The organism is Curtobacterium sp. SORGH_AS_0776 (assembly GCF_031453355.1).
Taxonomy (GTDB): domain Bacteria; phylum Actinomycetota; class Actinomycetes; order Actinomycetales; family Microbacteriaceae; genus Curtobacterium.
Map to the genome: position 1 here is coordinate 2,061,271 of NZ_JAVIYU010000001.1, position 20,916 is coordinate 2,082,186.

General features: G+C 72.3%; 23 protein-coding genes. 14 read left to right on the forward strand and 9 right to left on the reverse strand.

Translation table 11 applies throughout. From position 1 onward, the window contains the following. The gene (locus QE359_RS10280) at window positions 1–2,244 is read left to right on the forward strand and encodes an AAA family ATPase (RefSeq protein WP_309779067.1); all 2,244 of its coding nucleotides are present in this window, start codon (window positions 1–3) and stop codon (window positions 2,242–2,244) included. Between the two features lie 27 nt (window positions 2,245–2,271). Here the strand turns inward: QE359_RS10280 and QE359_RS10285 are convergent, their stop codons facing one another. The 3 genes from QE359_RS10285 to QE359_RS10295 are packed head-to-tail and all read right to left on the reverse strand — an operon-like array spanning window position 2,272 to window position 4,703. Then, on the reverse strand, window positions 2,272–2,544 hold the full coding sequence (locus QE359_RS10285; protein ID WP_092383984.1) for a protealysin inhibitor emfourin: 273 nt from the start codon (window positions 2,542–2,544) through the stop codon (window positions 2,272–2,274). A 28-nt stretch (window positions 2,545–2,572) separates the two neighbouring features. Further along, window positions 2,573–3,622, reverse strand: a complete 1,050-nt coding sequence (locus tag QE359_RS10290; protein WP_309779068.1) for a M4 family metallopeptidase — start codon at window positions 3,620–3,622, stop codon at window positions 2,573–2,575. A gap of 34 nt (window positions 3,623–3,656) precedes the next feature. Continuing rightward, window positions 3,657–4,703, reverse strand: coding sequence for a glycoside hydrolase family 6 protein (locus tag QE359_RS10295; protein WP_309779069.1), 1,047 nt, complete (start codon window positions 4,701–4,703; stop codon window positions 3,657–3,659). Between the two features lie 112 nt (window positions 4,704–4,815). Between QE359_RS10295 and QE359_RS10300 the strand changes: the two genes are divergently transcribed. The 5 genes from QE359_RS10300 (at window position 4,816) to QE359_RS10320 (ending at window position 7,739) form a co-directional block, all read left to right on the forward strand. Next, entirely contained in the window at window positions 4,816–5,262 is a 447-nt protein-coding gene (locus QE359_RS10300; protein ID WP_309779070.1) for a VanZ family protein, read from the forward strand. A 102-nt stretch (window positions 5,263–5,364) separates the two neighbouring features. Then, window positions 5,365–5,634 carry a 30S ribosomal protein S15 gene (gene rpsO, locus QE359_RS10305; RefSeq protein WP_070416523.1) on the forward strand — a complete coding sequence of 90 codons (270 nt, stop codon included), beginning with the start codon at window positions 5,365–5,367 and terminating at the stop codon, window positions 5,632–5,634. A gap of 139 nt (window positions 5,635–5,773) precedes the next feature. Next, the gene (locus QE359_RS10310) at window positions 5,774–6,424 is read left to right on the forward strand and encodes a CE1759 family FMN reductase (protein WP_309779071.1); all 651 of its coding nucleotides are present in this window, start codon (window positions 5,774–5,776) and stop codon (window positions 6,422–6,424) included. Between the two features lie 107 nt (window positions 6,425–6,531). Beyond that, a complete protein-coding gene (locus tag QE359_RS10315; RefSeq protein WP_309779072.1) occupies window positions 6,532–6,822 on the forward strand; it encodes a hypothetical protein in 291 nt (96 codons plus the stop codon). Window positions 6,823–6,824: 2 nt separating this feature from the next. Continuing rightward, window positions 6,825–7,739 carry an FAD:protein FMN transferase gene (locus QE359_RS10320; protein WP_309779073.1) on the forward strand — a complete coding sequence of 305 codons (915 nt, stop codon included), beginning with the start codon at window positions 6,825–6,827 and terminating at the stop codon, window positions 7,737–7,739. Here QE359_RS10320 and QE359_RS10325 read toward each other — a convergent pair whose 3' ends face one another. Beyond that, a complete protein-coding gene (locus QE359_RS10325) occupies window positions 7,740–8,933 on the reverse strand; it encodes a hypothetical protein (protein ID WP_309779074.1) in 1,194 nt (397 codons plus the stop codon). It abuts the gene before it with no gap. A gap of 279 nt (window positions 8,934–9,212) precedes the next feature. Here QE359_RS10325 and QE359_RS10330 point away from each other — a divergent pair, with 279 nt between their 5' ends. Further along, on the forward strand, window positions 9,213–11,486 hold the full coding sequence (locus QE359_RS10330) for a polyribonucleotide nucleotidyltransferase (RefSeq protein WP_071295422.1): 2,274 nt from the start codon (window positions 9,213–9,215) through the stop codon (window positions 11,484–11,486). A gap of 70 nt (window positions 11,487–11,556) precedes the next feature. Here QE359_RS10330 and QE359_RS10335 read toward each other — a convergent pair whose 3' ends face one another. Both QE359_RS10335 and QE359_RS10340 read right to left on the reverse strand, forming a co-directional pair. Continuing rightward, entirely contained in the window at window positions 11,557–12,084 is a 528-nt protein-coding gene (locus tag QE359_RS10335; RefSeq protein ID WP_309779075.1) for a YbhB/YbcL family Raf kinase inhibitor-like protein, read from the reverse strand. Window positions 12,085–12,211: 127 nt separating this feature from the next. Further along, entirely contained in the window at window positions 12,212–12,859 is a 648-nt protein-coding gene (locus QE359_RS10340; RefSeq protein WP_309779076.1) for a TetR/AcrR family transcriptional regulator, read from the reverse strand. Window positions 12,860–13,109: 250 nt separating this feature from the next. Here QE359_RS10340 and QE359_RS10345 point away from each other — a divergent pair, with 250 nt between their 5' ends. Further along, window positions 13,110–14,444 carry a pitrilysin family protein gene (locus QE359_RS10345; RefSeq protein ID WP_309779077.1) on the forward strand — a complete coding sequence of 445 codons (1,335 nt, stop codon included), beginning with the start codon at window positions 13,110–13,112 and terminating at the stop codon, window positions 14,442–14,444. 8 nt (window positions 14,445–14,452) lie between these two features. Further along, a complete protein-coding gene (locus tag QE359_RS10350) occupies window positions 14,453–15,055 on the forward strand; it encodes a histidine phosphatase family protein (RefSeq protein ID WP_070419134.1) in 603 nt (200 codons plus the stop codon). Here QE359_RS10350 and QE359_RS10355 read toward each other — a convergent pair. After that, on the reverse strand, window positions 15,043–15,591 hold the full coding sequence (locus QE359_RS10355; protein WP_309780419.1) for a DoxX family protein: 549 nt from the start codon (window positions 15,589–15,591) through the stop codon (window positions 15,043–15,045). The genes QE359_RS10350 and QE359_RS10355 overlap by 13 nt on opposite strands. Next, window positions 15,567–16,043, reverse strand: a complete 477-nt coding sequence (locus QE359_RS10360; RefSeq protein WP_309779078.1) for a GNAT family N-acetyltransferase — start codon at window positions 16,041–16,043, stop codon at window positions 15,567–15,569. Before QE359_RS10360 ends, QE359_RS10355 begins: the two co-directional genes overlap by 25 nt. Window positions 16,044–16,066: 23 nt before the next feature. Between QE359_RS10360 and QE359_RS10365 the strand changes: the two genes are divergently transcribed. Together QE359_RS10365 and QE359_RS10370 are read left to right on the forward strand one after the other, a co-directional pair. Then, window positions 16,067–16,813, forward strand: a complete 747-nt coding sequence (locus tag QE359_RS10365; protein WP_309779079.1) for a dihydrodipicolinate reductase C-terminal domain-containing protein — start codon at window positions 16,067–16,069, stop codon at window positions 16,811–16,813. A 5-nt stretch (window positions 16,814–16,818) separates the two neighbouring features. Continuing rightward, complete coding sequence (locus tag QE359_RS10370) at window positions 16,819–17,280, forward strand: tetratricopeptide repeat protein (RefSeq protein ID WP_396127728.1); 462 nt, start codon at window positions 16,819–16,821, stop codon at window positions 17,278–17,280. A gap of 53 nt (window positions 17,281–17,333) precedes the next feature. Here QE359_RS10370 and QE359_RS10375 read toward each other — a convergent pair whose 3' ends face one another. Then, window positions 17,334–18,245: a TIGR01777 family oxidoreductase gene (locus tag QE359_RS10375; protein ID WP_309779080.1), complete on the reverse strand. Its 912-nt coding sequence runs from the start codon at window positions 18,243–18,245 to the stop codon at window positions 17,334–17,336. 58 nt (window positions 18,246–18,303) lie between these two features. Here QE359_RS10375 and QE359_RS10380 point away from each other — a divergent pair, with 58 nt between their 5' ends. The 3 genes from QE359_RS10380 to dapA all read left to right on the forward strand — a co-directional run bounded on the left by QE359_RS10380 (window position 18,304) and on the right by dapA (window position 20,883). Beyond that, the gene (locus QE359_RS10380) at window positions 18,304–19,134 is read left to right on the forward strand and encodes a thymidylate synthase (RefSeq protein ID WP_309779081.1); all 831 of its coding nucleotides are present in this window, start codon (window positions 18,304–18,306) and stop codon (window positions 19,132–19,134) included. Further along, window positions 19,134–19,652: a dihydrofolate reductase gene (locus QE359_RS10385; protein ID WP_309779082.1), complete on the forward strand. Its 519-nt coding sequence runs from the start codon at window positions 19,134–19,136 to the stop codon at window positions 19,650–19,652. The genes QE359_RS10380 and QE359_RS10385 overlap by 1 nt, the downstream gene beginning before the upstream one ends. Window positions 19,653–19,905: 253 nt before the next feature. Further along, window positions 19,906–20,883: a 4-hydroxy-tetrahydrodipicolinate synthase gene (gene dapA, locus QE359_RS10390; RefSeq protein WP_071295500.1), complete on the forward strand. Its 978-nt coding sequence runs from the start codon at window positions 19,906–19,908 to the stop codon at window positions 20,881–20,883. Window positions 20,884–20,916 lie beyond the last annotated feature (33 nt).

The window sequence follows — 20,916 nt, forward strand, 5'->3', positions numbered from 1 at the left end:
GTGTCAGAACCGACCGAGATCGACCGCGAGCGCGGCTACGTGGACGGCCTGTTCGGCCGTCTCGACGAGCTGACCGCCGAGGCCGAGCAGCGTCTCGCCGAGACCCGCCGTCAAGCGGTCGGCGGGAACCACCAGAGCCGCAGTGAGCGCGATGCGTACGCCCGGCTCTACGAGGACACCATCGCGACGCTCGAGCGCGTCGGCGACCGCCTGGTCTTCGGGCGGCTCGAGGTGTCCGAGCCGGACAGCGACGAGGACTCGTTCCGCTACATCGGTCGCGTGGGCCTGCGGGACCGCGACCACCGACCGCTCCTGCTCGACTGGCGCGTCCCCGGTGCCAGCGCCTTCTACCAGGCGACCGCTGCGCACCCGATGGGCATGCGCGCCCGCCGGCACCTGACCCTCGACGGCCGCAGCGTCGTCGGCATCGAGGACGAGGTCTTCGATGCCGCGCTCTACGACGACGAGCGCACGCACCTGCAGGGCGAGGGCGCGCTCCTCGCCGCGGTCACCGCCGAGCGCACCGGCCGGATGACGGACATCGTCGCGACGATCCAGGGCGAGCAGGACCGGATCATCCGCTCCCCGCTCGAGGGCGTGCTCATCGTCCAGGGCGGCCCCGGCACGGGCAAGACCGCCGTGGCCCTGCACCGTGCGGCGTACCTGCTGTACTCGTACCGCGAGCGGCTCCGGGGCTCCGGCGTGCTCATGGTCGGCCCGTCGCCGGCGTTCCTGACCTACATCGAGCAGGTGCTCCCGTCGCTCGGCGAGACCGGCGTGGTGATGGCCTCGCTCGGCTCGCTCTACCCGGGCGTGCACGCGACGAAGCACGACCAGCGCGACGTCGCCGCGGTGAAGGGCTCGGCCGAGATGGCGCAGCTGCTCCGTCGCGCGGTGCGGTCCCGCCAGGTCGTCCCGACCGAGTCGGTCACGCTCGACGTCGAGGGGGAGCGGCTCGTCGTGCCGCCCGAGCTCGTCGCCGACGCCATGAAGCGTGCGCAGGACCGTGGGAAGCCCCACAACGCCGCCCGCGTCACGTTCAACAAGACCGCGCTCGACGCCATGACGCGGTTGCTCGCCGAGCAGCTCCGCCAGCGCGGGACCATCGTCGACGAGGCGGACGAGAAGGTCCTGCGCGAGGACATCCGGTCGTCGTACGACGCCCGCGTGCTCCTCAACACCGCGTGGCTGCCGCTGCCGCCGGAGAAGCTCCTCGAGGACCTGTACGCCCGGCCGAACTGGCTCGCCTCGCTCACCCCCCACTGGACCCCGGAGCGCCGGGCCCTGCTGCTGCGTGCGCGGGGAGCCGCGTTCACGGTCGAGGACGTCCCGCTCCTCGACGAGGCCGCCGAGCTCCTCGGCCCGTTCGACCCCACCGGCGGGGCGGCCAAGCGCGCGGCGAAGGCCAGCCGCAACCGCGACATCGAGAACGCCCGCCAGGCCATCGAGAACATGGGCGTCGAGGGCATCGTCACCGCCGAGCAGGTCGCCGGCTCCTTTGCCGAGGGCGGCGACCCCCGCTCCACCGCCGAGCGCGCCGCCGAGGACCGCGAGTGGACCTACGGCCACATCGTCGTCGACGAGGCGCAGGAGCTCTCCCCGATGCAGTGGCGGGTGCTCGCCCGCCGGAACCCACTCCGCTCGTTCACGATCGTGGGCGACATGGCGCAGGGGTCCTCGCCCGGGGCCGCCCGCACGTGGGACGACGTCGTCGGCGCCCTCGCCCGCCGTCGTCGGGGCCGCGCGCCGCAGGTGCCGATCGAGCACCGCGTCGAGGAGCTCACGGTGAACTACCGCACGCCGCGCTCGATCGTCGAGGCCGCCGGGGCCTTCGCGGACGCCGCCGGCCTCGCGGTCACCCGGACCGAGGCCGTGCGCGACGGCGACCCCGTGGTGCGCGTCACGTCCAGCCGGGCCGAGGTGCTCGACACGGTCGCCGCGATCGTCGGCAGCGAGCGGGAGCACATCGGGGCCGGCACGATCGGCGTCATCGTGCCCGAGGCGGACGTGGACGCGGTCCGCGAGCGGTTGGCCCGGACCGAGGTGGACGTCCGGTCGCTCGGGTCACCCCGACCGGGGTCCGTCACGGTGCTCACGGGCGCCGATGCGAAGGGCCTCGAGTTCGACGGCGTGCTGCTGGTCGACCCGGAGCGGGTCGGTGCGGACGCGGCACGTGCGGCTGCCGCCGTGTACGTCGCCATGACGCGCCCGACGCGCCGCCTGACCGTCATCGACGTGGACTGAGGGCACGGGAGGCGCGGGGCGCGTCCGTCAGGTCGGGGTGCCCTCGGCCCGCACACGCGTCACCAGCGCCGCCCACGGGCCGTCGAGGCGGGTGCCGGGGATCGTGACCGTCGTCCGTTCGACGGTGATCGTCCACGTGAAGTCGTCGCGGACACCCGGCGCAGGGGCACTCGGGGCGTCGCGGGGCAGGGCACCGACGAGCGCTGACCACCCGCCCGGGTCGTCGCAGGCATCGGTGTCGACGCGCCAACCCCTGGTGGTGCCGGCGATGCCCCCACTGCGGCGGACGTCGATGTGCATGCCCCCGACGGTACGCCGGCAGCCCGGCTCAGTCGAGCACGCCGACCGTGCGCCAGGCGTCCTGCACCGCGGTGTGCTGCGCCGACCCGTCCCCGAAGCGCGTGCGGGCGGCGTCGACGGTGACGGTGGCGAACCCGGCGAAGTCGATCGAGGCGGTGACGGCGTCGGACGTGAGGGCGTCCCACCAGACGGCTCCGGCGCCTTCCCACGCGTTGCCGCCGATCGCCGTGGCCGCCAGGTAGAAGGCGTGGTTCGGGATGCCGGAGTTCGTGTGCACGCCGCCGGAGTCCTCGGTGGTGTCGACGTACCCGGCCATCGTCGCGGGCTGCGGGTCCTTCCCGAGCACCGGGTCGTCGTAGGCGGTGCCGGGGGCCTTCATCGACCGCAGTGCGACGCCGTGCACGGCCGGGGTGAAGAGCCCCTCGCCGATGAGCCACGACGCCTGGTCGGCGCTCTGGCGGCGGGCGTACTGGGCGACGAGCGAGCCGAAGACGTCGCTGATCGACTCGTTCAGCGCCCCGGACTGCCCCTCGTACGTGAGGTCGGCGGTGTACTGGGTCACGCCGTGCGCGAGTTCGTGGCCGATGACGTCGACCGCGATCGTGAAGCGGTTGAAGACCTCGCCGTCGCCGTCGCCGAACACCATCCGGCTGCCGTCCCAGTAGGCGTTGTCGTAGTCCTGCCCGTAGTGCACCGTGGCGTCGAGGGGGAGGCCTGCGCCGTCGATCGACACCCGGCCGAACACCTCGAGCCAGAAGGCGTGGGTGTCGCCGAGGCCCGTGTACGCCTCGTCCACCGCGGGGTCGCCGGAGTCCGGGTCGCCCTCGCGCCGGACCGGGGTGCCCGGGAGCGTGGTGCTGCCGTGCGCGTCGGAGATGGTCCGCTGCGGCGACCGGTCGACCGCGCCGCTCACGCCCTGCGGACGGACCCGGTGCTCGTGCTTCGGACGCTGGACGGTGTCGAGCGACGCCAGCGCCGTCCGTGCCGCCGAGGCCGCGCGTGGGAAGCCCCGGGCGTCGGCGACGGCGCGGAGCAGGTAGGGCGGGACGACGGATCGGATGCGGTCGGTCGGGGTCATGGCGTCATGCAACCACCGGGCACCGACACCGCGGTCAGTCCTGCTTGCGGTTCTCCACGAGCCCGAGGGCGTACGACTCCCACCACTGTCCGGCGGCCGGCCCGCCGTTGCAGGTGCCGTCGCTCAGCCCCGGCGTCTTCACCCACAGCAGCGCGTCGAGCCGGGTGGAGCCGCGGGTGACGTGCGGGGCCTGGCCGAGGCCGGCGCCGTCCGGGTTGCACCAGGTCCCGCGCCAGCCCTGACCGTTGCGCGAGACGTCGATGACGAAGTGCGGGTCGCCGCCGATCGCGTCCGCGAGCCGGTCGGCGTAGGCGCGTTCCTGGTCGACCCGGTAGAAGTTCGAGACGTTCGTGAAGAAGCCCTGCACCCGGTCGACCCCGGCCTCGCGCAGCCACTTCGCCATCGTCGCCGTCGGCACGCGGTTCTCGTTCCCGCCGTCGAGGTACACGGTGAGGCCGTGGCCGCTGAGCTCGTCGACGGCCTTGCGGATCAGGGGCAGGCGGTCCTGCTCGAGGCGCTTGCACACCTGGATCTGGGCGATGGCGTCCGGCTCGACGAGCACGACGGCCCGGGAACCCGCCATGGCGCGCACCGCCGACCGGACCCACGGCAGGTACTCGTCCGCGGCGGTCCCGCCCTTGGAGTAGCTGCCGCAGTCGCGGTCCGGGACGTTGTAGAGGACGAACACCGGTGTCTTCCGCTGCCGCTCGGCGCTGCGGACGACGTCCCGGATGGTCTGGCGCGTCTCGGACACCGAGGTGTTCGTCAGCCAGGTGGCGATCGGCTCGTCCGCGATGACGGCGATCTTCCGGGCCGTGGTGTCGTCGCCGTCGGCACGGGCCTCGGACTCCCGCTTGCCGGGCTGGTTCTCGGCCTCGGGCTGCTCCGCGAGGCCGCCCGGGAACGCCTCGGACGCCGTCTTCCGCTCGGCGACCTGCCTGCCGGTGGGCTCGGTGCCGTGGGGGAGCACCAGTACGAGCGTCACGACGAGCGCGGCGACGACGACCGCGGCGAGCCCGATCCACGTCCACTGACGACGGCCGGGGCTGCGGCGTGCACGGGTTCCCTCGAGACTCGGCATGCGCCCATGCTCGCAGGTGCGACCCCGGCGTGCCCAGGCCCGGCCCGTCCCGCCGGGCGTTCACCCAGCGTCGCCGCCGGTTCTTGCCAGGACCGTGTCCCAGACTGGCCGGATGTTCCGGAAGCTCCTCCTCCTCGCCCTGACCGCGGCGTACGCCTGGGTGATCTGGCGGATGACGCTGACCCCACAGGTCTTCTCGTCGGCGCAGAACTCCCTCGTCCTGCACGCGATCGCCTGGGTGCAGCAGATCCCGCACGGCATGTGGTTCAGCTACGACCGCGTGGAGTTCCTCGCCAACATCGCGATGTTCGTGCCCGTGGGGATGCTCGCCGCGCTGTGGCTCCCGCGCCGGTGGTGGATCCTCGGTGCGGTCGTCGCGGTCGTGCTCTCCACCGGCATCGAGTTCGCGCAGGCGACCTACCTGCCGTACCGCGTGGCCGATCCGCGCGACGTCCTGTCGAACGGCCTCGGCGGTCTGCTCGGCGCGACGCTCGTCGGCCTCGTCCGGAGCCTCCTGCCGGCACCGCGTCGGCGTCGCCTGCGCGCCAGGACCGTCTAGCGATCTGGTAGTCTTGCGCGGTTGCCGTCGAACGGCCGCGGACAAAGAGCGCTCGTGCATCAGGCACGGGCACCGCGCAACGGACTGAAAGGGGATCTACGCATGGCACTTGACGCGAAGGTCAAGCAGGAGATCATCGAAGAGTACGCGACCCACCCGGGCGACACCGGTTCCCCCGAGGTCCAGGTCGCCGTTCTGACGCGTCGTATCAACGACCTGAACGAGCACCTCAAGGAGCACAAGCACGACCACCACTCGCGTCGTGGTCTGCTGCTCATGGTCGGTCAGCGTCGCCGTCTCCTCGGTTACCTCTCCGACGTCGACATCGCCCGCTACCGTGCGCTCATCGAGCGTCTCGGCCTGCGTCGCTAGTCGACCGACCCACGGCTTGACCGGACGCCCCGGCCCTCACACGAGGACCGGGGCGTTCTCCGTTCCCCCGGGAATGGTTGCGGGGGACGTGCGGTTGGGTACGATGTTCATGCAAACGCATCGAAAGTCGGGACTCACCATGACCACCATCGCCGTCGTCTCCGCCGGGCTCTCCGAGCCCAGCTCCACCCGCCTGCTCGCCGACCGCCTGGGCGAGGCCACGATCGCGGCGCTCGCCGCACCGAGCCCGTCCGGCCTGCCAGGAGGCGCGGCGCACGTCCTGCACGTCGACCTGCGTCCGCTGGCGCACGAGATCACCGACGCGATGCTCACCGGGTTCGCCGCACCGGCGCTGTCCGCCGCGATGGCGACGGTCGTCGAGGCCGACGCCGTGGTGTTCGTCTCGCCGATCTTCACCGCCGGCGTGAGCGGTCTGGCGAAGTCGTTCCTCGACGTGCTCGACAAGGACTCGCTCGCCGACATGCCGGTCCTGCTCGGAGCCACCGGCGGCACCGCACGACACTCGCTCGCGATCGAGCACGCGCTGCGTCCGGTGTTCGCGTACCTCCGCGCCGCGGTCGTCCCCACCGGTGTGTTCGCCGCCACCGACGACTGGGGGAGCGAGGGCGACTCGGCCGCACTGGACGGTCGCATCCGCCTGGCCGGGGAGGACCTGGCCTGGGCGATCCGCGCCTCCCGTCGGGCCCCGCAGGAAGCCGACGCGCTCCCCGCGACGGCGGACTTCGCGTCCCTGCTCGGTGGGCTCGGCCACTCGGCCGTGCGCTCTTAGGCCGGCCACAGGGGTTGTCGGGCGGGGGTGCAGCCCCTGCCCGGCCCGCTCACCGGTGGGCTCGGGAACCTCGTCGTGACGACGGATCGTGACGACGAGGAGGACCGATGGACACCAGGGGCAACGGCCGGCGACCCGGCTGGACGACGAGTGCGCTCGTCAGCGTGGGCGGGCTCGTGGTCGCGGCGCTGACCGGGGCCGGGGTGTGGTTCGGGCACGAGCAGGCCACGACGGGCTCGGCCGAATCGTCGACGAGTGACGCCGGGACCTCGTCCGGTTCCGGGACCTCGACGGACGCCGGGACCTCGTCCGACGCCGGGACCTCGACCGACCAGGGCGTGAGCCAGGGCACGACCGGCGGCTCCGGCGCCACCGACGCGACCACGGCGGGATCGTGACCGTGCGTGCCGCAGCCGAGTGGGACCTCTGGACCACCACGGCCCGTGTCGTCCTCGACCACAGTGACCGCCGCCACCTCGCCGCCGCACGGGCGTGCGTCGTCGAGGTCACCGCCGCCGTCGACGCGGCGTGCAGCCGCTTCCGCAGCGACTCCGAGCTCGTCGCCCGCGCCGCCGACCTGGTGCGCGGCGCCGAGGTCTCCCCGCTCCTCGCCGCACTCGTGCACCAGGCGCTCGACGCCGCACGTGCCTCCGACGGCGACGTCGACCCGACCCTGGGCGCCCGCATGGCGTCGCTGGGCTACGACGCCGCGTTCGCCGACGCCCCACCCGTGCCGACACCGGAGGCCGTGGCCCGAGCGCTCGACGGCCGCCCGGCGTGGCAGCGGGTCCTGCTGTCCGGCACCTTCCTGCGCGTGCCCGAGGGCGTCACGCTCGACCTCGGTGCCACCGCGAAGGCCGCCGCTGCCGACATGGCCGCGGCGAGCATCACCGCCCGCCTCGGCATCGGCGCGCTCGTCTCGCTCGGCGGGGACGTCGCGACCGCCGGGCCCGACCCGTCCGGCGGCTGGCAGGTCCGGGTGCAGGACCTCGACGACGACCCCGCCGACCACGTGCGGATCACGTCCGGCTGGTCCGTCGCGACCTCGAGCACCCAGAAGCGCCGGTGGGAGCAGGACGGCCACGCCCGGCACCACATCCTCGACCCGCGGTGGGGGCTGCCGGCCGAACCGGTCTGGCGCACGGTGACCGTCGTCGCGCCGTCGTGCGTCACGGCGAACACGATGACGACCGCCGCGGTCGTCCGCGGACAGGGTGCCACCGAGATGCTCCGGCGGAGCGGTCGCGCGGCACGGCTGGTCGCTGCGGACGGCACCGTCGTCCGGATCGGGGGCTGGCCCGCCGACGACGGCTGATCAGTACCAGTGCGGGTTGACGCTCATCTCGTGGTTCCACGCCCCGCACGGCGAGCCGTAGGCGTCGTGGATGTAGGCGAGGCCCCAGTTGATCTGGGTCGCCGCGTTCGTCCGCCAGTCCGCGCCGGCGACGGACATCTTCTCCGCCGGCAGCGACTGGGGGATGCCGTACGCACCGCTCGAGACGTTCAGGGCGTTCGCGCGCCAGCCGGACTCCTGCGTCCACAGGGACACCAGGCACGAGAACTGGTCCGACCCCCACCCGTACGACCCGATGGCGCTGCGGGCGTAGGCCTGGGCACCCGCCGGGTCGACCACGACGCCGCCCGTGCTCGGGTAGGACGAACCGCCGCCGCTCGTCGACGGGACGGCCGTGCTCGGTGCCGCGTCGGCTGCTGCTGCCGCGGCCGCCTCCTCGCGCTTCCGCTGCTGTTCGGCCTTCTGCGCCGCGACCTGCACGCCGAGCTGGTAGCGCTGCTCGGTCTTCGCGGTGGTGTCCTTGAGCGACGCCAGCTGGGCGTACAGCTCGTCGCTGTGCTGCTGCGTGTCGTCGACCGCGGCGTCGGCGGCGGCCTCGGCGTCCTTCGCCGCGCTCGCCTTCGTCTCGGCGGCGTCGGCCAGGTCGGCGCGTTCGTCCTCGGCACGGGTGGCCTGGTCGTGCAGCGAGGACGCGGTCTTGGCGGCGACCGAGGCGTCGTCCATCACGCCGGCCCACGTCGACGACAGCTGGTCGAGCGCGCCGAGCTGGTACAGCAGCTGGGAGGGGTCCTTCGCCGTCGCGATGCGCGTCGTCATCTGGCTCGAGCTGCCGTCGCGGTACAGGTTCGCGGCGAGCTGGCCGGCGCGCTGCTGGGCGCGGTCCGCGGTCCGCGCCGCCTGGTCCGCCTGGGTCTGGAGGCTCGTCGCGGCCTGGGTGGCCGACGCCAGTGCCGACTCGGCCGCGTCCGCACGCTGGGACGCCACGAGCGCGGCCTGCGACTTCACGGCTGCGGCCTGCTGGGCGGACTCCAGCGCCGCCTGGACCTTGGCGACCTCGGCCTTCTTGGTCTGCTCGTTGCCCTTCGCGTGCTCGACGTCCTGCCAGCTCGGGTACTCCGTCGCGTTCGCCGGGACAGCGGTGACGACGGGGGCGACGAGCGCGCCGACGACCACTGCGGCCGCGACGAACCAGCCCCGGGAGGGGGTGAGGCGCATGGCAGCAGGCTAGCGAGGACACTCCGGTTCGCCGTGAGCCTCGCCGCCGAATCCCTGAGGACTGGTAAAGTCCATCACGTCCAGGGACCGTTTCCCCGGGCGTTACGACAAACACTGCGCAGGCCGGGCACGGAGCTGGTCATCGGTGGTGGCTCGCGGGCCGGACGGTTTCCCGAGTGCTTCTACTGCTGGCCAGACATGCGTCCCGATCCCTTCGGCGCGCACGCACCATCGGGTGCCGTGGCCCCAGCCTGCCGAACACATCAAGGAGGCACCCTTTTGGAGGGTCCCGAGATCAAGTTCGCCGAGGCCGTTCTCGACAACGGCAAGTACGGCAAGCGCACCGTCCGGTTCGAGACCGGTCGGCTCGCACAGCAGGCGCAGGGCGCGGTCGCCGCGTACCTCGACGAGGACACCATGCTCCTCTCGGCCACCAGCGCCGGCAAGCACCCGCGTGAAGGGTTCGACTTCTTCCCGCTGACCGTCGACGTCGAGGAGCGCTCGTACGCCGCCGGCAAGATCCCCGGTTCGTTCTTCCGTCGTGAAGGCCGTCCCAGCACCGAGGCGATCCTCGTCTGCCGCCTCATCGACCGGCCGCTGCGCCCGTCGTTCGTCGACGGCCTCCGCAACGAGGTCCAGATCGTCATCACCGTCCTGAGCATCGCTCCGGACGAGTTCTACGACGCGCTCGCGATCAACGCCGCGTCCGCGTCGACGCAGATCTCCGGTCTGCCGTTCTCCGGCCCGATCGCCGGTGTGCGCCTCGCGCTCATCGGTGACCAGTGGGTCGCGTTCCCGAAGGCGTCGCAGCTCGCCGAGGCCGTCTTCGACCTCACCGTCGCTGGACGTGTCGTCACGGACGAGGCCGGCAACGAGGACGTCGCCATCATGATGGTCGAGGCCGAGGCCACCGAGCACAGCTGGGACCTCATCCAGGGCGGCGCGACCAAGCCCGACGAGGCCGTCGTCGCGCAGGGGCTCGAGGCGGCGAAGCCGTTCCTCAAGCAGCTCGTCGAGGCGCAGGCTAAGATGGCCGCCCAGTCGGCCAAGGAGATCCAGGACTACCCGGTCTTCCCGCCGTACGCCCCCGAGGTCTACGACGCGGTCGAGGCCATCGCGCTGTCCGAGCTCGGCGACGTCTACAAGATCGCCGGCAAGCTCGAGCGTCAGGACGCCGACGACGCCCTGAAGGCCCGCGTCAAGGAGGCCATCGCCGCCAAGGTGACCGCCGGCGAGCTCCCCGAGAGCGCCAACGGCCAGGTCAGCGGTGCCTACAAGTCGGTCACGAAGAAGGTCGTCCGCGGCCGGATCCTGACCGAGCAGGTCCGCATGGACGGTCGCGGCCTCGCCGACATCCGTCCGCTCGACGCCGAGGTCGCCGTGATCCCGCGCGTCCACGGTTCGGCCATCTTCCAGCGCGGCGAGACCCAGATCCTGGGCGTCACCACGCTGAACATGCTCAAGATGGAGCAGCAGATCGACTCGCTGTCGCCCGTCACGAAGAAGCGCTACCTGCACCACTACAACTTCCCGCCGTACTCGACGGGTGAGACCGGTCGTGTCGGTTCGCCGAAGCGTCGCGAGATCGGGCACGGCTTCCTCGCCGAGCGCGCCCTCGTGCCGGTGCTGCCGTCGCGCGAGGAGTTCCCCTACGCCATCCGTCAGGTGTCCGAGGCCCTCGGCTCCAACGGTTCGACGTCGATGGGTTCCGTCTGCGCCTCGACCCTGTCGCTGCTCAACGCCGGTGTGCCCCTCAAGGCCCCGGTCGCGGGCATCGCGATGGGCCTCGTCTCCGACACCGTCGACGGTCAGACCCGCTACGCGGCGCTGACCGACATCCTCGGTGCCGAGGACGCGCTCGGCGACATGGACTTCAAGGTCGCCGGCACCTCGGACTTCGTCACGGCCATCCAGCTGGACACGAAGCTCGACGGCATCCCCTCGTCCGTCCTCGACGCCGCGCTCAAGCAGGCCAAGGAGGCCCGCTCGGCCATCCTCGGTGTGCTGAACGAGGCCATCGACGCCCCCGACGAGATGGCGGACACCGCTCCTCGTGTCATCTCGGTGCAGATCCCCGTCGACAAGATCGGCGAGCTGATCGGCCCGAAGGGCAAGACGATCAACGGCATCCAGGACGAGACCGGCGCCGACATCTCGATCGAGGACGACGGCACCGTGTACATCGGCGCCGTCGACGGTCCGTCGGCCGAGGCCGCTCGCGCCCAGGTCAACGCGATCGCGAACCCGACGAACCCGGAGATCGGGGACCAGTTCCTCGGCACGGTCGTCAAGATCGCCACGTTCGGTGCGTTCGTGTCGCTGCTCCCGGGCCGCGACGGTCTGCTCCACGTCTCCGAGGTGCGCAAGCTCGCCGGTGGCAAGCGTGTGGAGAACGTCGAGGACGTCCTCGGCGTCGGCCAGAAGATCCTGGTCGAGGTCACCAAGGTGGACGACCGCGGCAAGCTGTCGCTCGCGCCGGTCGTCGCCGACGAGGTGGACACCGAGGGCGGCAAGGGACACGAGTCCCACGCCGAGGCCCCGGCCGAGGGCTGATCCCTCCCGCGTCCTGACGCACGAACGGCCGCCGTCCCTTCCGGGGCGGCGGCCGTTCGCCGTTGCGGGACTACGCCGCGGGGGTCTCCTGCGTGCCGACGAGCTGCGCGCGGCCGAGCAGGTGCTCGCGGAGCACGAAGCCGACCACCGCGGGCGTCGCGTCCGCGGGCGCCTCGAGGACGGGCACGTCGAGCGCGCTCAGCGTGAAGAAGTACCGGTGCGGCCCGTGCCCGGCGGGCGGTGCCGCGCCGAGGAACGTGTCCGTCCCGAACTCGTTGCGGCGGCGCAGCGCCTCGGCGGGGAGCAGCGCGTCGTCGGTCCCGGCACCGGCCGGCAACGAGGTCGCCGACGCCGGGATGTCCGTGAGGCTCCAGTGCCAGAACCCGGACCCCGTCGGGGCATCGGGGTCGTACACCGTGAGCACGAAGCTCTGCGTGCCCTCCGGAGCGCCCGACCACTCGAGCGCGGGGGAGCGGTCCTCGCCGCCGGCGTCGGTGCCGCGGGCGGACGTCGGGAGCACGCCGCCGTCGGTGAAGTCGGGGCTGGTCAGGGTGAAGGACGGGACCTCGGGGAGGTTCCAGTTGGGGTCGTTGGCCATGCCCCCAGACAACACCCGCGTGCTCGGATGTCGCTCGGTGCCCACCGGCGGACGGGAGGCGCGGTGCGGGGCCGACCCGTGCCTCCAGGCCGACAGGCGGTCGAGTTCGTCGACGCGACGTACGTCGTCAGGCGGCGAGCACGCGCTCGACGACGCGGCCGAGCGCCGCCGTCGCCGCGATCGCGTCACCGGCGTACGCGCCGGACATGGCGCCGTCGCGCGCGAGCATGAGCTCGTCCGCACCGTCGCCCGGCAGGGTGTGGCCGGACTCCTGCAGCAGGTCGGCCAGTCGCTCGGTGTACCAGTCGCGGTGCATCGCGACGACCTCGCGCACGGGGTCGCGCGGGTCGTGGTACTCGGCGGCGGCGTTGAGGAACGCGCAGCCGCGGAACTCGGGGTCGTTGACTTCGTCGGCGAGGGCCGTGACCCAGGCCCGGACGGCCGCCTCGGGCGAGCCGGCTTCGGCGATGAGCTGTTCCATCCGCTGCTGCACGCGCTCGTGCTGCGTCCGGATGTAGGCCAGGATCAGGTTGTCCTTCGACCCGTAGTGCTTGTAGAACGTCGCCTTCGTGACGCTCGCCTCGGAGATGAGACGGTCGACGCCGACGCCGTGGATGCCCTCTTCGTAGAAGAGCCGCGTGGCGGTCTCGAGGATCCGGACCTTCGCGCCGCCGGAACGGGGAGCCGGGGGGACGCTCGACCCGTCCGGCGACGCGAGGTTCGTGCTCGGGCCAGGGAGACGCTGGACGGTCGGTTGGGGGGAATCGACCGTCACAGCGTGGCTCTCCTTGGGCTCATCGGCTCCGCGGCGGAGCGGGGGGACTCGTGCCGCGTGAGGACTGATGTCCCGAGCCACCGGATCGGAATATAGGGGGGGCTTCCGATCCGGTAGAAGAACAGTATCACAAGGAGGACAGACAGACGAGTCTTTCTATCCTCCTTCTCTGTACCCCACTTCGAGTGACACGGTGCGCGGCTGTGGAAACTGGATGGAGCGCGCTCCGGGGTCAGTAGGCTCGTCTGCGATGAACCACCCAGTGCCGTTGCCGCTCGAGGCCCCGGACACGTCGTTCCTGACGTCCGGGGGCGCCTTCGTCCGCCGAACCGTCCTCCCGTCCGGCGTGCGGGTCCTGACCGAGGCCATGCCCGGAGCGAGTTCGACGAGCCTCGGCTTCTGGGTCGGGGTCGGCTCCCGCGACGAACGCGACGGCCAGTACGGCTCGACGCACTTCCTCGAACACCTGTTGTTCAAGGGGACCCGGACCCGGTCGGCCCTCGACATCGCGATCTCGTTCGACTCCGTCGGTGGCGAGCACAACGCCGCGACCGCCAAGGAGTACACCTGCTACTACGCACGGGTGCGGGACGCCGACGTCCCGATGGCCGTCTCGGTCATCGGGGACATGGTCACCGGCTCCGTCCTCGACGACGCGGCGTTCGACATCGAGCGCGGGGTCATCCTCGAAGAGCTGGCGATGGCGGCGGACGACCCGGCCGACGTCGCCGGCGAGGCGTTCTTCGCCGCGGCCTTCGACGGGCACGCCCTCGGCCGGCCGATCGGCGGCACGCCGGAGAGCATCCGCGCCGTGCAGCGGGACGAGGTCCTCGCCCACTACCGCGAGCACTACGCGCCGAACGGCATCGTCGTCACCGCAGCCGGGGCGATCGACCACGACCGCTTCTGCGAGCTCGTCGAGACCGTGTTCCAGGGCGCCCCGAACGCTGCTCCGCTGGCACGGCGGACCCCGCAGCCGGTGGCGGACCCGGCGATCCCCAAGCTCTCGGTCGTGCACCGTCCGACCGAACAGGTCTCGATGCTCCGCGGGTCGCAGGGCCTCGACCTCCGCGACGAACGGCGCCCGGTCCTCAGCGTGCTCAACGCCGTGCTCGGCGGTGGCATGAGTTCCCGACTCTTCCAAGAGGTGCGCGAGCGCCGCGGACTCGCCTACGCGGTGAGTTCCTTCGCGCCCGCCTACCTCGACAACGGTGCGTTCGGCGTCTACGCCGGGTGTGCCCCCGACAACGTCGCCGGGGTCGTCGAGATCGTCGACGCGGAGTTCCGCCGGATGGTCGACGACGGCATCACCAGCGACGAGCTCCGTCGCGCGAAGGGGCAGATCGAGGGGGCGCTGACGCTCTCGCTCGAGGACTCCGACGCCCGGATGACCCGACTCGGCCGGTCCGAGCTCGGCACGGGGGAGTTCACCGACCTGGCCACCGCGCTCGAGCGCGTGGACCGGGTCACCACCGACGACGTCCTCGAGCTGGCCCGCGACCTCCTGACCCGGCCCACGATCACCTCGGTGGTCGGGGCGGTGCAGCAGGACGAGCTCGCGGCCGCGATCGGGATCGGCGGTTGAGCACCGACATGTCGCACTACCTCTACCTCGTCCGGCACGGAGAACACCAGGACGCCGAACACGGGCTGCGGGACGGCAAGCTGTCCGAGCGCGGCAAGCGGCAGGCGATGCTCGTCGCGGACCGTCTCGGCGGCGTGCCGTTCGACGGCGTCTACCACTCGCCGCTCGAAGCGCCGAGCGAGACCGCGTCGTTCCTGTCGCAGCGGCTCCCGGCGATCGAGCCCGAGCCGTCGACCCTGCTCTTCGACTGCATCCCGTCGGGTCCGACGCCGGACATGCCGCACGCCTACCAGGGGTGGTACGGCGGCATCACGGAAGAAGAGATCGTCGCCGGGCAGGCCCAGATGGGCGATGCGGTGGCGGAGTGGTTCACCCCTGCCCGCGAGGACCGGCACGACCTCCTCATCACGCACAACGCCGTCATCGGCTGGTTCGTGCGCGAGGCGTTCCAGGCGCCGGAGTGGCGCTGGATGGGGACGAACGTGGCGCACACGGCGTTGACGATCATCCGGATCCGCTCGGCCAAGCCGGCCGAGGTCGTCGCGCTCAACGACCTGGCGCACCTGCCCGTCGAACTCAGGACGGGCCTGCCGGTCGGTCAGCCCGTCTGACGGGCCCCGCGCGCCCGGAGTGCGGCGACCCGCGCTCGGAACACCCGGTCCAGTCCGAACGGCCCACCGCCGAGCGCGACCAGCACCACCGCGAGGAGCAGGTACAGCACCTCGGGCAGGTAGAGCAGGTCGCTGAACCAGGTCACCGCGTCCGCCGGCTCGAGCTGGTGGACCGCCACGGTCGTGAGCGCGACCATGCTGATCACGCCGAGGACGGCCGCAGCCGCCCGCGTCACGAGGCCGACGGCGAGCAGCAGGCCGAAGACGAGCTCGCAGCCCGCGACCACGGCGGCCGTGACGTCGGGCACCGGCGCGCCGATCGAGCGGATCGTCTCCGCCATCGCCGCGCGACCCGGAGCGGTCACGGTCTTGTTCCACCCGGACGCGGCGAAGAAGAGCCCGAGCGCGACGCGGACGAGCGAGATCGAGAGGAACGGCAGGCGGGTCGGGAGTCGAGGGCACGGAGGAGCAGGACCATGCCCTGCCGTTCGGAGCGGAGGCGCGGATCGCCTCAGCGCACCGGCTTGCGGTACCAGGCGGTCGCGTTCGGGTTCTCGTTGAACGCGGGTACCCGCTCGTAGCCCCGACCGCGGTACATCGCACCGGCGGCGACGAGGGAGTCGTTCGTGTCCAGCACGATCGCCGTCGCGCCGAGCTCGACACCGCGTGCCTCGAGCGCGTCCATGACCGCCGTCGCCACACCGCGTCCTCGTCCCTCCGGGGTCACGAAGACGTGCTTCACCTCGAACCGGACGTCGTCGCCGTCGTCGGGGATCCGGCGGAGGCCGCCGCACCCGACCGCGCGACCTCCGTCGTACGCGACGACGAAGGTGCCGACCGGCGGCGTGAACTCGGCCGCCGGGGTGCGCTTCCGCGAGTACGACCCCTGCGCGCTCGGGAACGTGGCCTCGCGCTCGTCGAGGTACGCGTCGAGCAGGGCGTCGACCTCGGGGATGTCTGCCGGCACGGTCCTGACCTCGAGCGTCATGCGTCGATCCTAGGATGGTGGACATGGTCACTCCCGTCGCCGTCGTCGGCGCCACCGGTCGTCTCGGGGGCCTCGTGGCCGCCGTGGTCGAGGAACTGCCCGACTTCGAGCTCGTCGCGAGCCTGTCCTCGAAGGACGGCGCGCACGAGGCCGGTCCCGACGTGTTCGGCGGCGCGGCGATCGTGGTGGACGTGACCGTCCCGGCGCTCAGCCCCGCGATCGTCGACAACGCCCTCGTGAGCGGCGCGAACGTGCTCGTCGGCACGTCCGGGTGGTCCGGCGACCGACTCGCGACGCTCCGCGCCGGGCTCGAGTCGCGTCCGGAGCAGGGCGTCTTCGTGGTCCCGAACTTCTCGATCGGGTCCGTGCTCGGCACCCACCTGGCGACGATCGCCGCTCCGTGGTTCCCCTCGGTCGAGATCGTCGAGACGCACCACGCCGGCAAGATCGACTCCCCGTCGGGCACCGCGGTCCGCACGGCCGAGCTCATCGCCGACGCCCGGCGTGAGGTCGGTCCGGTCGACGCCCCCCACGTCGACCAGCGCGCGCGGGGGCAGCAGGTCGCGAGCGTCCCGATCCACTCGCTCCGTCTGCCGGGCGTCAAGGCCGTGCAGGACGTGGTGCTGAGTGGCCCCGGCGAGACCCTGACCATCCGGCACGACACGAACGACGACGTCGCCTACGTGGCCGGCATCCGTGCGGCCCTGTCCGCCGTGGGGTCGATGCGCGGCCTCACGGTCGGTTTCGGCAGCGTCCTCGGCATCGGCTGACCGTCGTGCGCCTGACCCGGTCCCTCCGTTCGCCCTTCTGGGGCGCGGCGCTCATGGCGGTGCTGCTGGCGCTGTACATCGTGCTCGTCGGGCAGCGTGCCGTGGCGTTCATCGCGACGGGCATCCCGATCGGCATCGGCATCGGCGTCGCGCTCTTCGTCGTCGCGGCGATCGGTGCGCTGCTGCTCGTGCTCGAGTTCCGCTTCGGGCTGCGCATCACGCGGCTCGGCGCCCGGCTCGAGCAGGAGGGCGGCGCTCCCGCGGACGTCGTCCCGGTCCGTCCCTCGGGGCGTCCCACGCGCGAGGCCGCCGACGAGCTCTTCCCCGAGTACAAGGCCGCCGTCGAGTCCGACCCGGCCGACTGGCGCGGGTGGTACCGGCTCGGCGTCGTCTACGACGCCGCGGGTGATCGCAAGCGGGCGCGGGCCGCGATGCGCGAAGCGCTCACCAGGGCACGCACGTCCTGACAGGAGGCGCGGTGCGGGCCCGCACCGCGCCTCCGGGCCCACAGCCGGTCGCGTCAGAACGCGGCGTCGACCGCGTCCTCGGCGCGCTGGTACCGGAACGCGTAGCCGGACTCGAGCAGCTTCGTCGGCACCATCTGCTGGCTCGACAGGAGCATCTCGTCGGCCGCCTGCTGCAGGAGCAGCCGGAGCGCGAACTCCGGGATCCGGAAGAGATAGGGCCGGTGCAGGTCCTCGGCGACGCGCTTGGTGATGCGGTCGGCGACGGCGGCCTCGGGGCCGGCGAGGTTCACCGGCCCGACGACGTCCGAGGCCTCGGGGCTCGTCGCGAGGTGCACGATCGCGCCCACCTCGTCCTCGAGGGCGATCCACGGCCAGTGCTGCCCACCGGTGCCGAGACGGCCGCCGAGCCCGGTCTTCGTGAGCGGGACGAGCGGTGCGAGCGCGCCGCCGCCCTTCCCGACGACGATGCCGGTGCGGAGCGTCACGACGCGGACGCCCTCGGGAGCGGCGTTCGCGGCGGCCTCCCACGCGGTGCAGACCTCGGCGAGGAAGCCGGTGCCGGCGGCCGCGTCGTCCTGCAGGACGTCGGCGGGGCGGTCGCCGTAGACCCCCGAGGCCGAGCCCGAGAGGAACAGCGGCGGCGGGTTCGTCGCGTGGCGCATGGCCTCGACGAGGGTCTCGGTGGCGGACACCCGCGACTGCAGGATCTCCCGCTTGTAGGTCTCGGTCCAGGGGAGCTTGCCGATGTTCGCGCCGGCGAGGTTGATCACGACGTCGGCGCCGTCGAGGATCGCCGGGTCGAGCTTCCGGGTGCCCGGGGACCAGCGGAACTCGCTCGCCGTGCGCGGCTCGCGTCGGACGAGGGTGGTGACGTGGTGCCCGGCCTCGCGCAGGGCGTGGACGAGGGGCGTACCGATGAAGCCGGACGCACCGGCGAGCAGGATCGAGAGCGGCGCTGTCGTCATGTCGCTCACGCTACTCAACTGCCCGTGGATGTCTCCGGCTCGTCGTAGGCTCGTGGTCGTGACCGACAGCGAGACCGTGCAGCCCGACCCCACCGTCGCGACCCCCTACGAGGACCTGCTGCGGCGTGTCCTCACCGAAGGGACTCCGAAGGGCGACCGCACCGGGACGGGGACCCGCAGCCTGTTCGGCGCACAGCTCCGGTACGACCTGTCGAAGGGCTTCCCGCTCGTCACGACGAAGCGGGTGCACTTCAAGTCCGTCGCCTACGAGCTGCTCTGGTTCCTGCGCGGCGACGGCAACGCCCGCTGGCTGCAGGAGCACGGCGTCCGGATCTGGAACGAGTGGGCGGACGAGAACGGCGACCTCGGCCCGGTGTACGGCGTGCAGTGGCGCTCGTGGCCGACGCCGTCGGGGGAGCACGTCGACCAGATCGCCCAGGTCATCGAGCAGATCACGACGAACCCGGACAGCCGCCGCCTGATCGTCTCGGCGTGGAACGTCGCCGACATCCCCGAGATGGCGCTCGCCCCGTGCCACGCGTTCTTCCAGTTCTACGTGAACGACGGCAAGCTCTCGTGCCAGCTCTACCAGCGGAGCGCGGACATGTTCCTCGGCGTCCCGTTCAACATCGCCTCGTACGCGCTGCTCACCCACATGATCGCGGCGCAGACCGGGCTCGAGGTCGGCGAGTTCGTGTGGACCGGCGGCGACTGCCACGTCTACGACAACCACGTCGAGCAGGTGGAGGAGCAGCTGTCCCGGACCGCGTACGCGCTCCCCACACTCGAGCTCGCGCCGCGCGACTCGATCGACGACTACGAGTACGAGGACTTCACGGTCGTCGGCTACCACCACCACCCGGCGATCCCGGCCGCGGTCGCCGTCTGATGTCGTCATCGTGGACCGAACCCGTCCGTGGCGTCGGGATGGTCTGGGCGCGGTCGACGAACGGCGTGATCGGGGCCGACGGCGGGATGCCGTGGCACGTGCCGGAGGACCTCGCGCACTTCCGGCAGGTCACCGGCGACGCGACCGTCGTGATGGGGCGCCGCACGTGGGAGTCGTTGCCGGAGCGCTTCCGGCCGCTGCCCGGGCGGCGGAACGTCGTGCTGACGCGTGACGCCTCGTGGACGGCCGACGGGGCCGAGGTCGTGCACGACCTGGCGACCGCGCTGGACACCGACGAGCCCGTGTGGATCATGGGCGGCGGGCAGGTGTACGCGGCGGGGGTGCCCTTCGCCGACCGGGTCTCCGAGACGGTGATCGACGCCGAGGTGCCGGGGGACACCGTGGCGCCGACGCTCGCCGGGGTGGCCGGATGGTCGCTCGTCGACGAGGGGCCGTGGCAGGAGTCGCGCGTCGACGGGACGCGCTACCGCTTCCTCGAGTGGCGCCGGCGCGCGTAGCCGCGGGCGCCGCCGCCGCGGCGTGCGCCGCCGCGGCGGGCGGCGCACAACCAAAGACACGTCGCGCCTTTCCGCGGTTCCCCGTGACTTCCGTTGTGCGAACGCGGCGGACGCAGCGGCCGCGCCGCGCCAGCGCCGGACGGCCACGCACCGCGCGGCCGCAGCGCGCGGGGCGGGGTCGAGCCGCGCCTCCTGGGCCGCACCGTCCACGCGGACGGCAGCCCTCGCGCGCATCCCCGGTACGCTGGTGCCCGTGTCCCCGCGTGAGAATCCCTTCGGTCAGGTCCTCGTCGCCCTCGTGACCCCGTTCACGGCCGACGGCGAGGTCGACTGGCCCGGCGTCGAGCAGCACATCGATGACTGCATCACCGCCGGCGCCGACGGCATCGTGGTCACCGGCACGACCGGTGAGACGAGCACGCTGACCGACCCCGAGAAGCTCCGGCTGGTCGAGGTCGGCAAGTCCGTCGCCGCGGGCCGCGCGAAGATCATCACGGGTGGCGGGTCGAACGAGACCGCACACGCGATCCACCTCTACAAGCAGAGCGAGAAGGCCGGCGCCGACGGTGTGATGATCGTCACGCCGTACTACAACAAGCCGACCCAGTCCGGTGTGCTCACCCACTTCCGGATGATCGCCGACGCGACCGACCTGCCGGTGATCCTGTACGACATCCCCGGTCGCACGGGCATCCCGATCACGTACGAGACGATCGTGCGGGCCTCGCACCACCCGAACATCCTCGCGGTGAAGGACGCCAAGGGCGACTTCGCCGAGGTGTCCCGGGTGCTCAACAACACCGACCTCATGTACTTCTCGGGCGACGACACGAACGTGCTCCCGCACCTGTCGATCGGCGCGACGGGGCTCATCGGCGTCACGGCGAACATCACGTCGACGCCGTACCGCACCATCGTCGACGCCGTGAACCGGGGCGACCTGGCCACCGCGACCGCCGAGCACAAGCGCGTCGAACCCCTCGTCCGCGCCGTGATGACGCACGTGCCGGGTACCGTGGCGGCGAAGTACATCCTGCACGGGCTCGGCCGCATCGGCAGCCCGCGCGTCCGGCTGCCGCTCGTCGGCCCCGAGGACTCCGAGGCGTACGCCATCGAGACCTCGCTCGAAGCCGTCCGGGACATCCCGGGCGCCGACTTCTCCAACTTCCGCCCCGACCGCAACGCAGCGGCCGGCGGTGCTCTTCCGAAGGTGCCAGGCACCACCCGCTAGCGAACACGCGGCGCGCAGGACGCGCGTCGCCCG

Coding starts and splice junctions, on each gene's coding strand:
- QE359_RS10360 (WP_309779078.1), bottom strand. CDS start 16,043: ATGACGCTCGAGGTCAGGACCGTGCCGGCAGACATCCCCGAGGTCGAC.
- QE359_RS10310 (WP_309779071.1), top strand. CDS start 5,774: ATGACCACCATCGCCGTCGTCTCCGCCGGGCTCTCCGAGCCCAGCTCC.
- QE359_RS10385 (WP_309779082.1), top strand. CDS start 19,134: ATGTCGTCATCGTGGACCGAACCCGTCCGTGGCGTCGGGATGGTCTGG.
- QE359_RS10295 (WP_309779069.1), bottom strand. CDS start 4,703: ATGCCGAGTCTCGAGGGAACCCGTGCACGCCGCAGCCCCGGCCGTCGT.
- QE359_RS10290 (WP_309779068.1), bottom strand. CDS start 3,622: ATGACCCCGACCGACCGCATCCGATCCGTCGTCCCGCCCTACCTGCTC.
- QE359_RS10335 (WP_309779075.1), bottom strand. CDS start 12,084: ATGGCCAACGACCCCAACTGGAACCTCCCCGAGGTCCCGTCCTTCACC.
- QE359_RS10345 (WP_309779077.1), top strand. CDS start 13,110: ATGAACCACCCAGTGCCGTTGCCGCTCGAGGCCCCGGACACGTCGTTC.
- QE359_RS10365 (WP_309779079.1), top strand. CDS start 16,067: ATGGTCACTCCCGTCGCCGTCGTCGGCGCCACCGGTCGTCTCGGGGGC.
- QE359_RS10350 (WP_070419134.1), top strand. CDS start 14,453: ATGTCGCACTACCTCTACCTCGTCCGGCACGGAGAACACCAGGACGCC.
- QE359_RS10375 (WP_309779080.1), bottom strand. CDS start 18,245: ATGACGACAGCGCCGCTCTCGATCCTGCTCGCCGGTGCGTCCGGCTTC.
- rpsO (WP_070416523.1), top strand. CDS start 5,365: ATGGCACTTGACGCGAAGGTCAAGCAGGAGATCATCGAAGAGTACGCG.
- QE359_RS10300 (WP_309779070.1), top strand. CDS start 4,816: ATGTTCCGGAAGCTCCTCCTCCTCGCCCTGACCGCGGCGTACGCCTGG.
- QE359_RS10315 (WP_309779072.1), top strand. CDS start 6,532: ATGGACACCAGGGGCAACGGCCGGCGACCCGGCTGGACGACGAGTGCG.
- QE359_RS10285 (WP_092383984.1), bottom strand. CDS start 2,544: ATGCACATCGACGTCCGCCGCAGTGGGGGCATCGCCGGCACCACCAGG.
- QE359_RS10325 (WP_309779074.1), bottom strand. CDS start 8,933: ATGCGCCTCACCCCCTCCCGGGGCTGGTTCGTCGCGGCCGCAGTGGTC.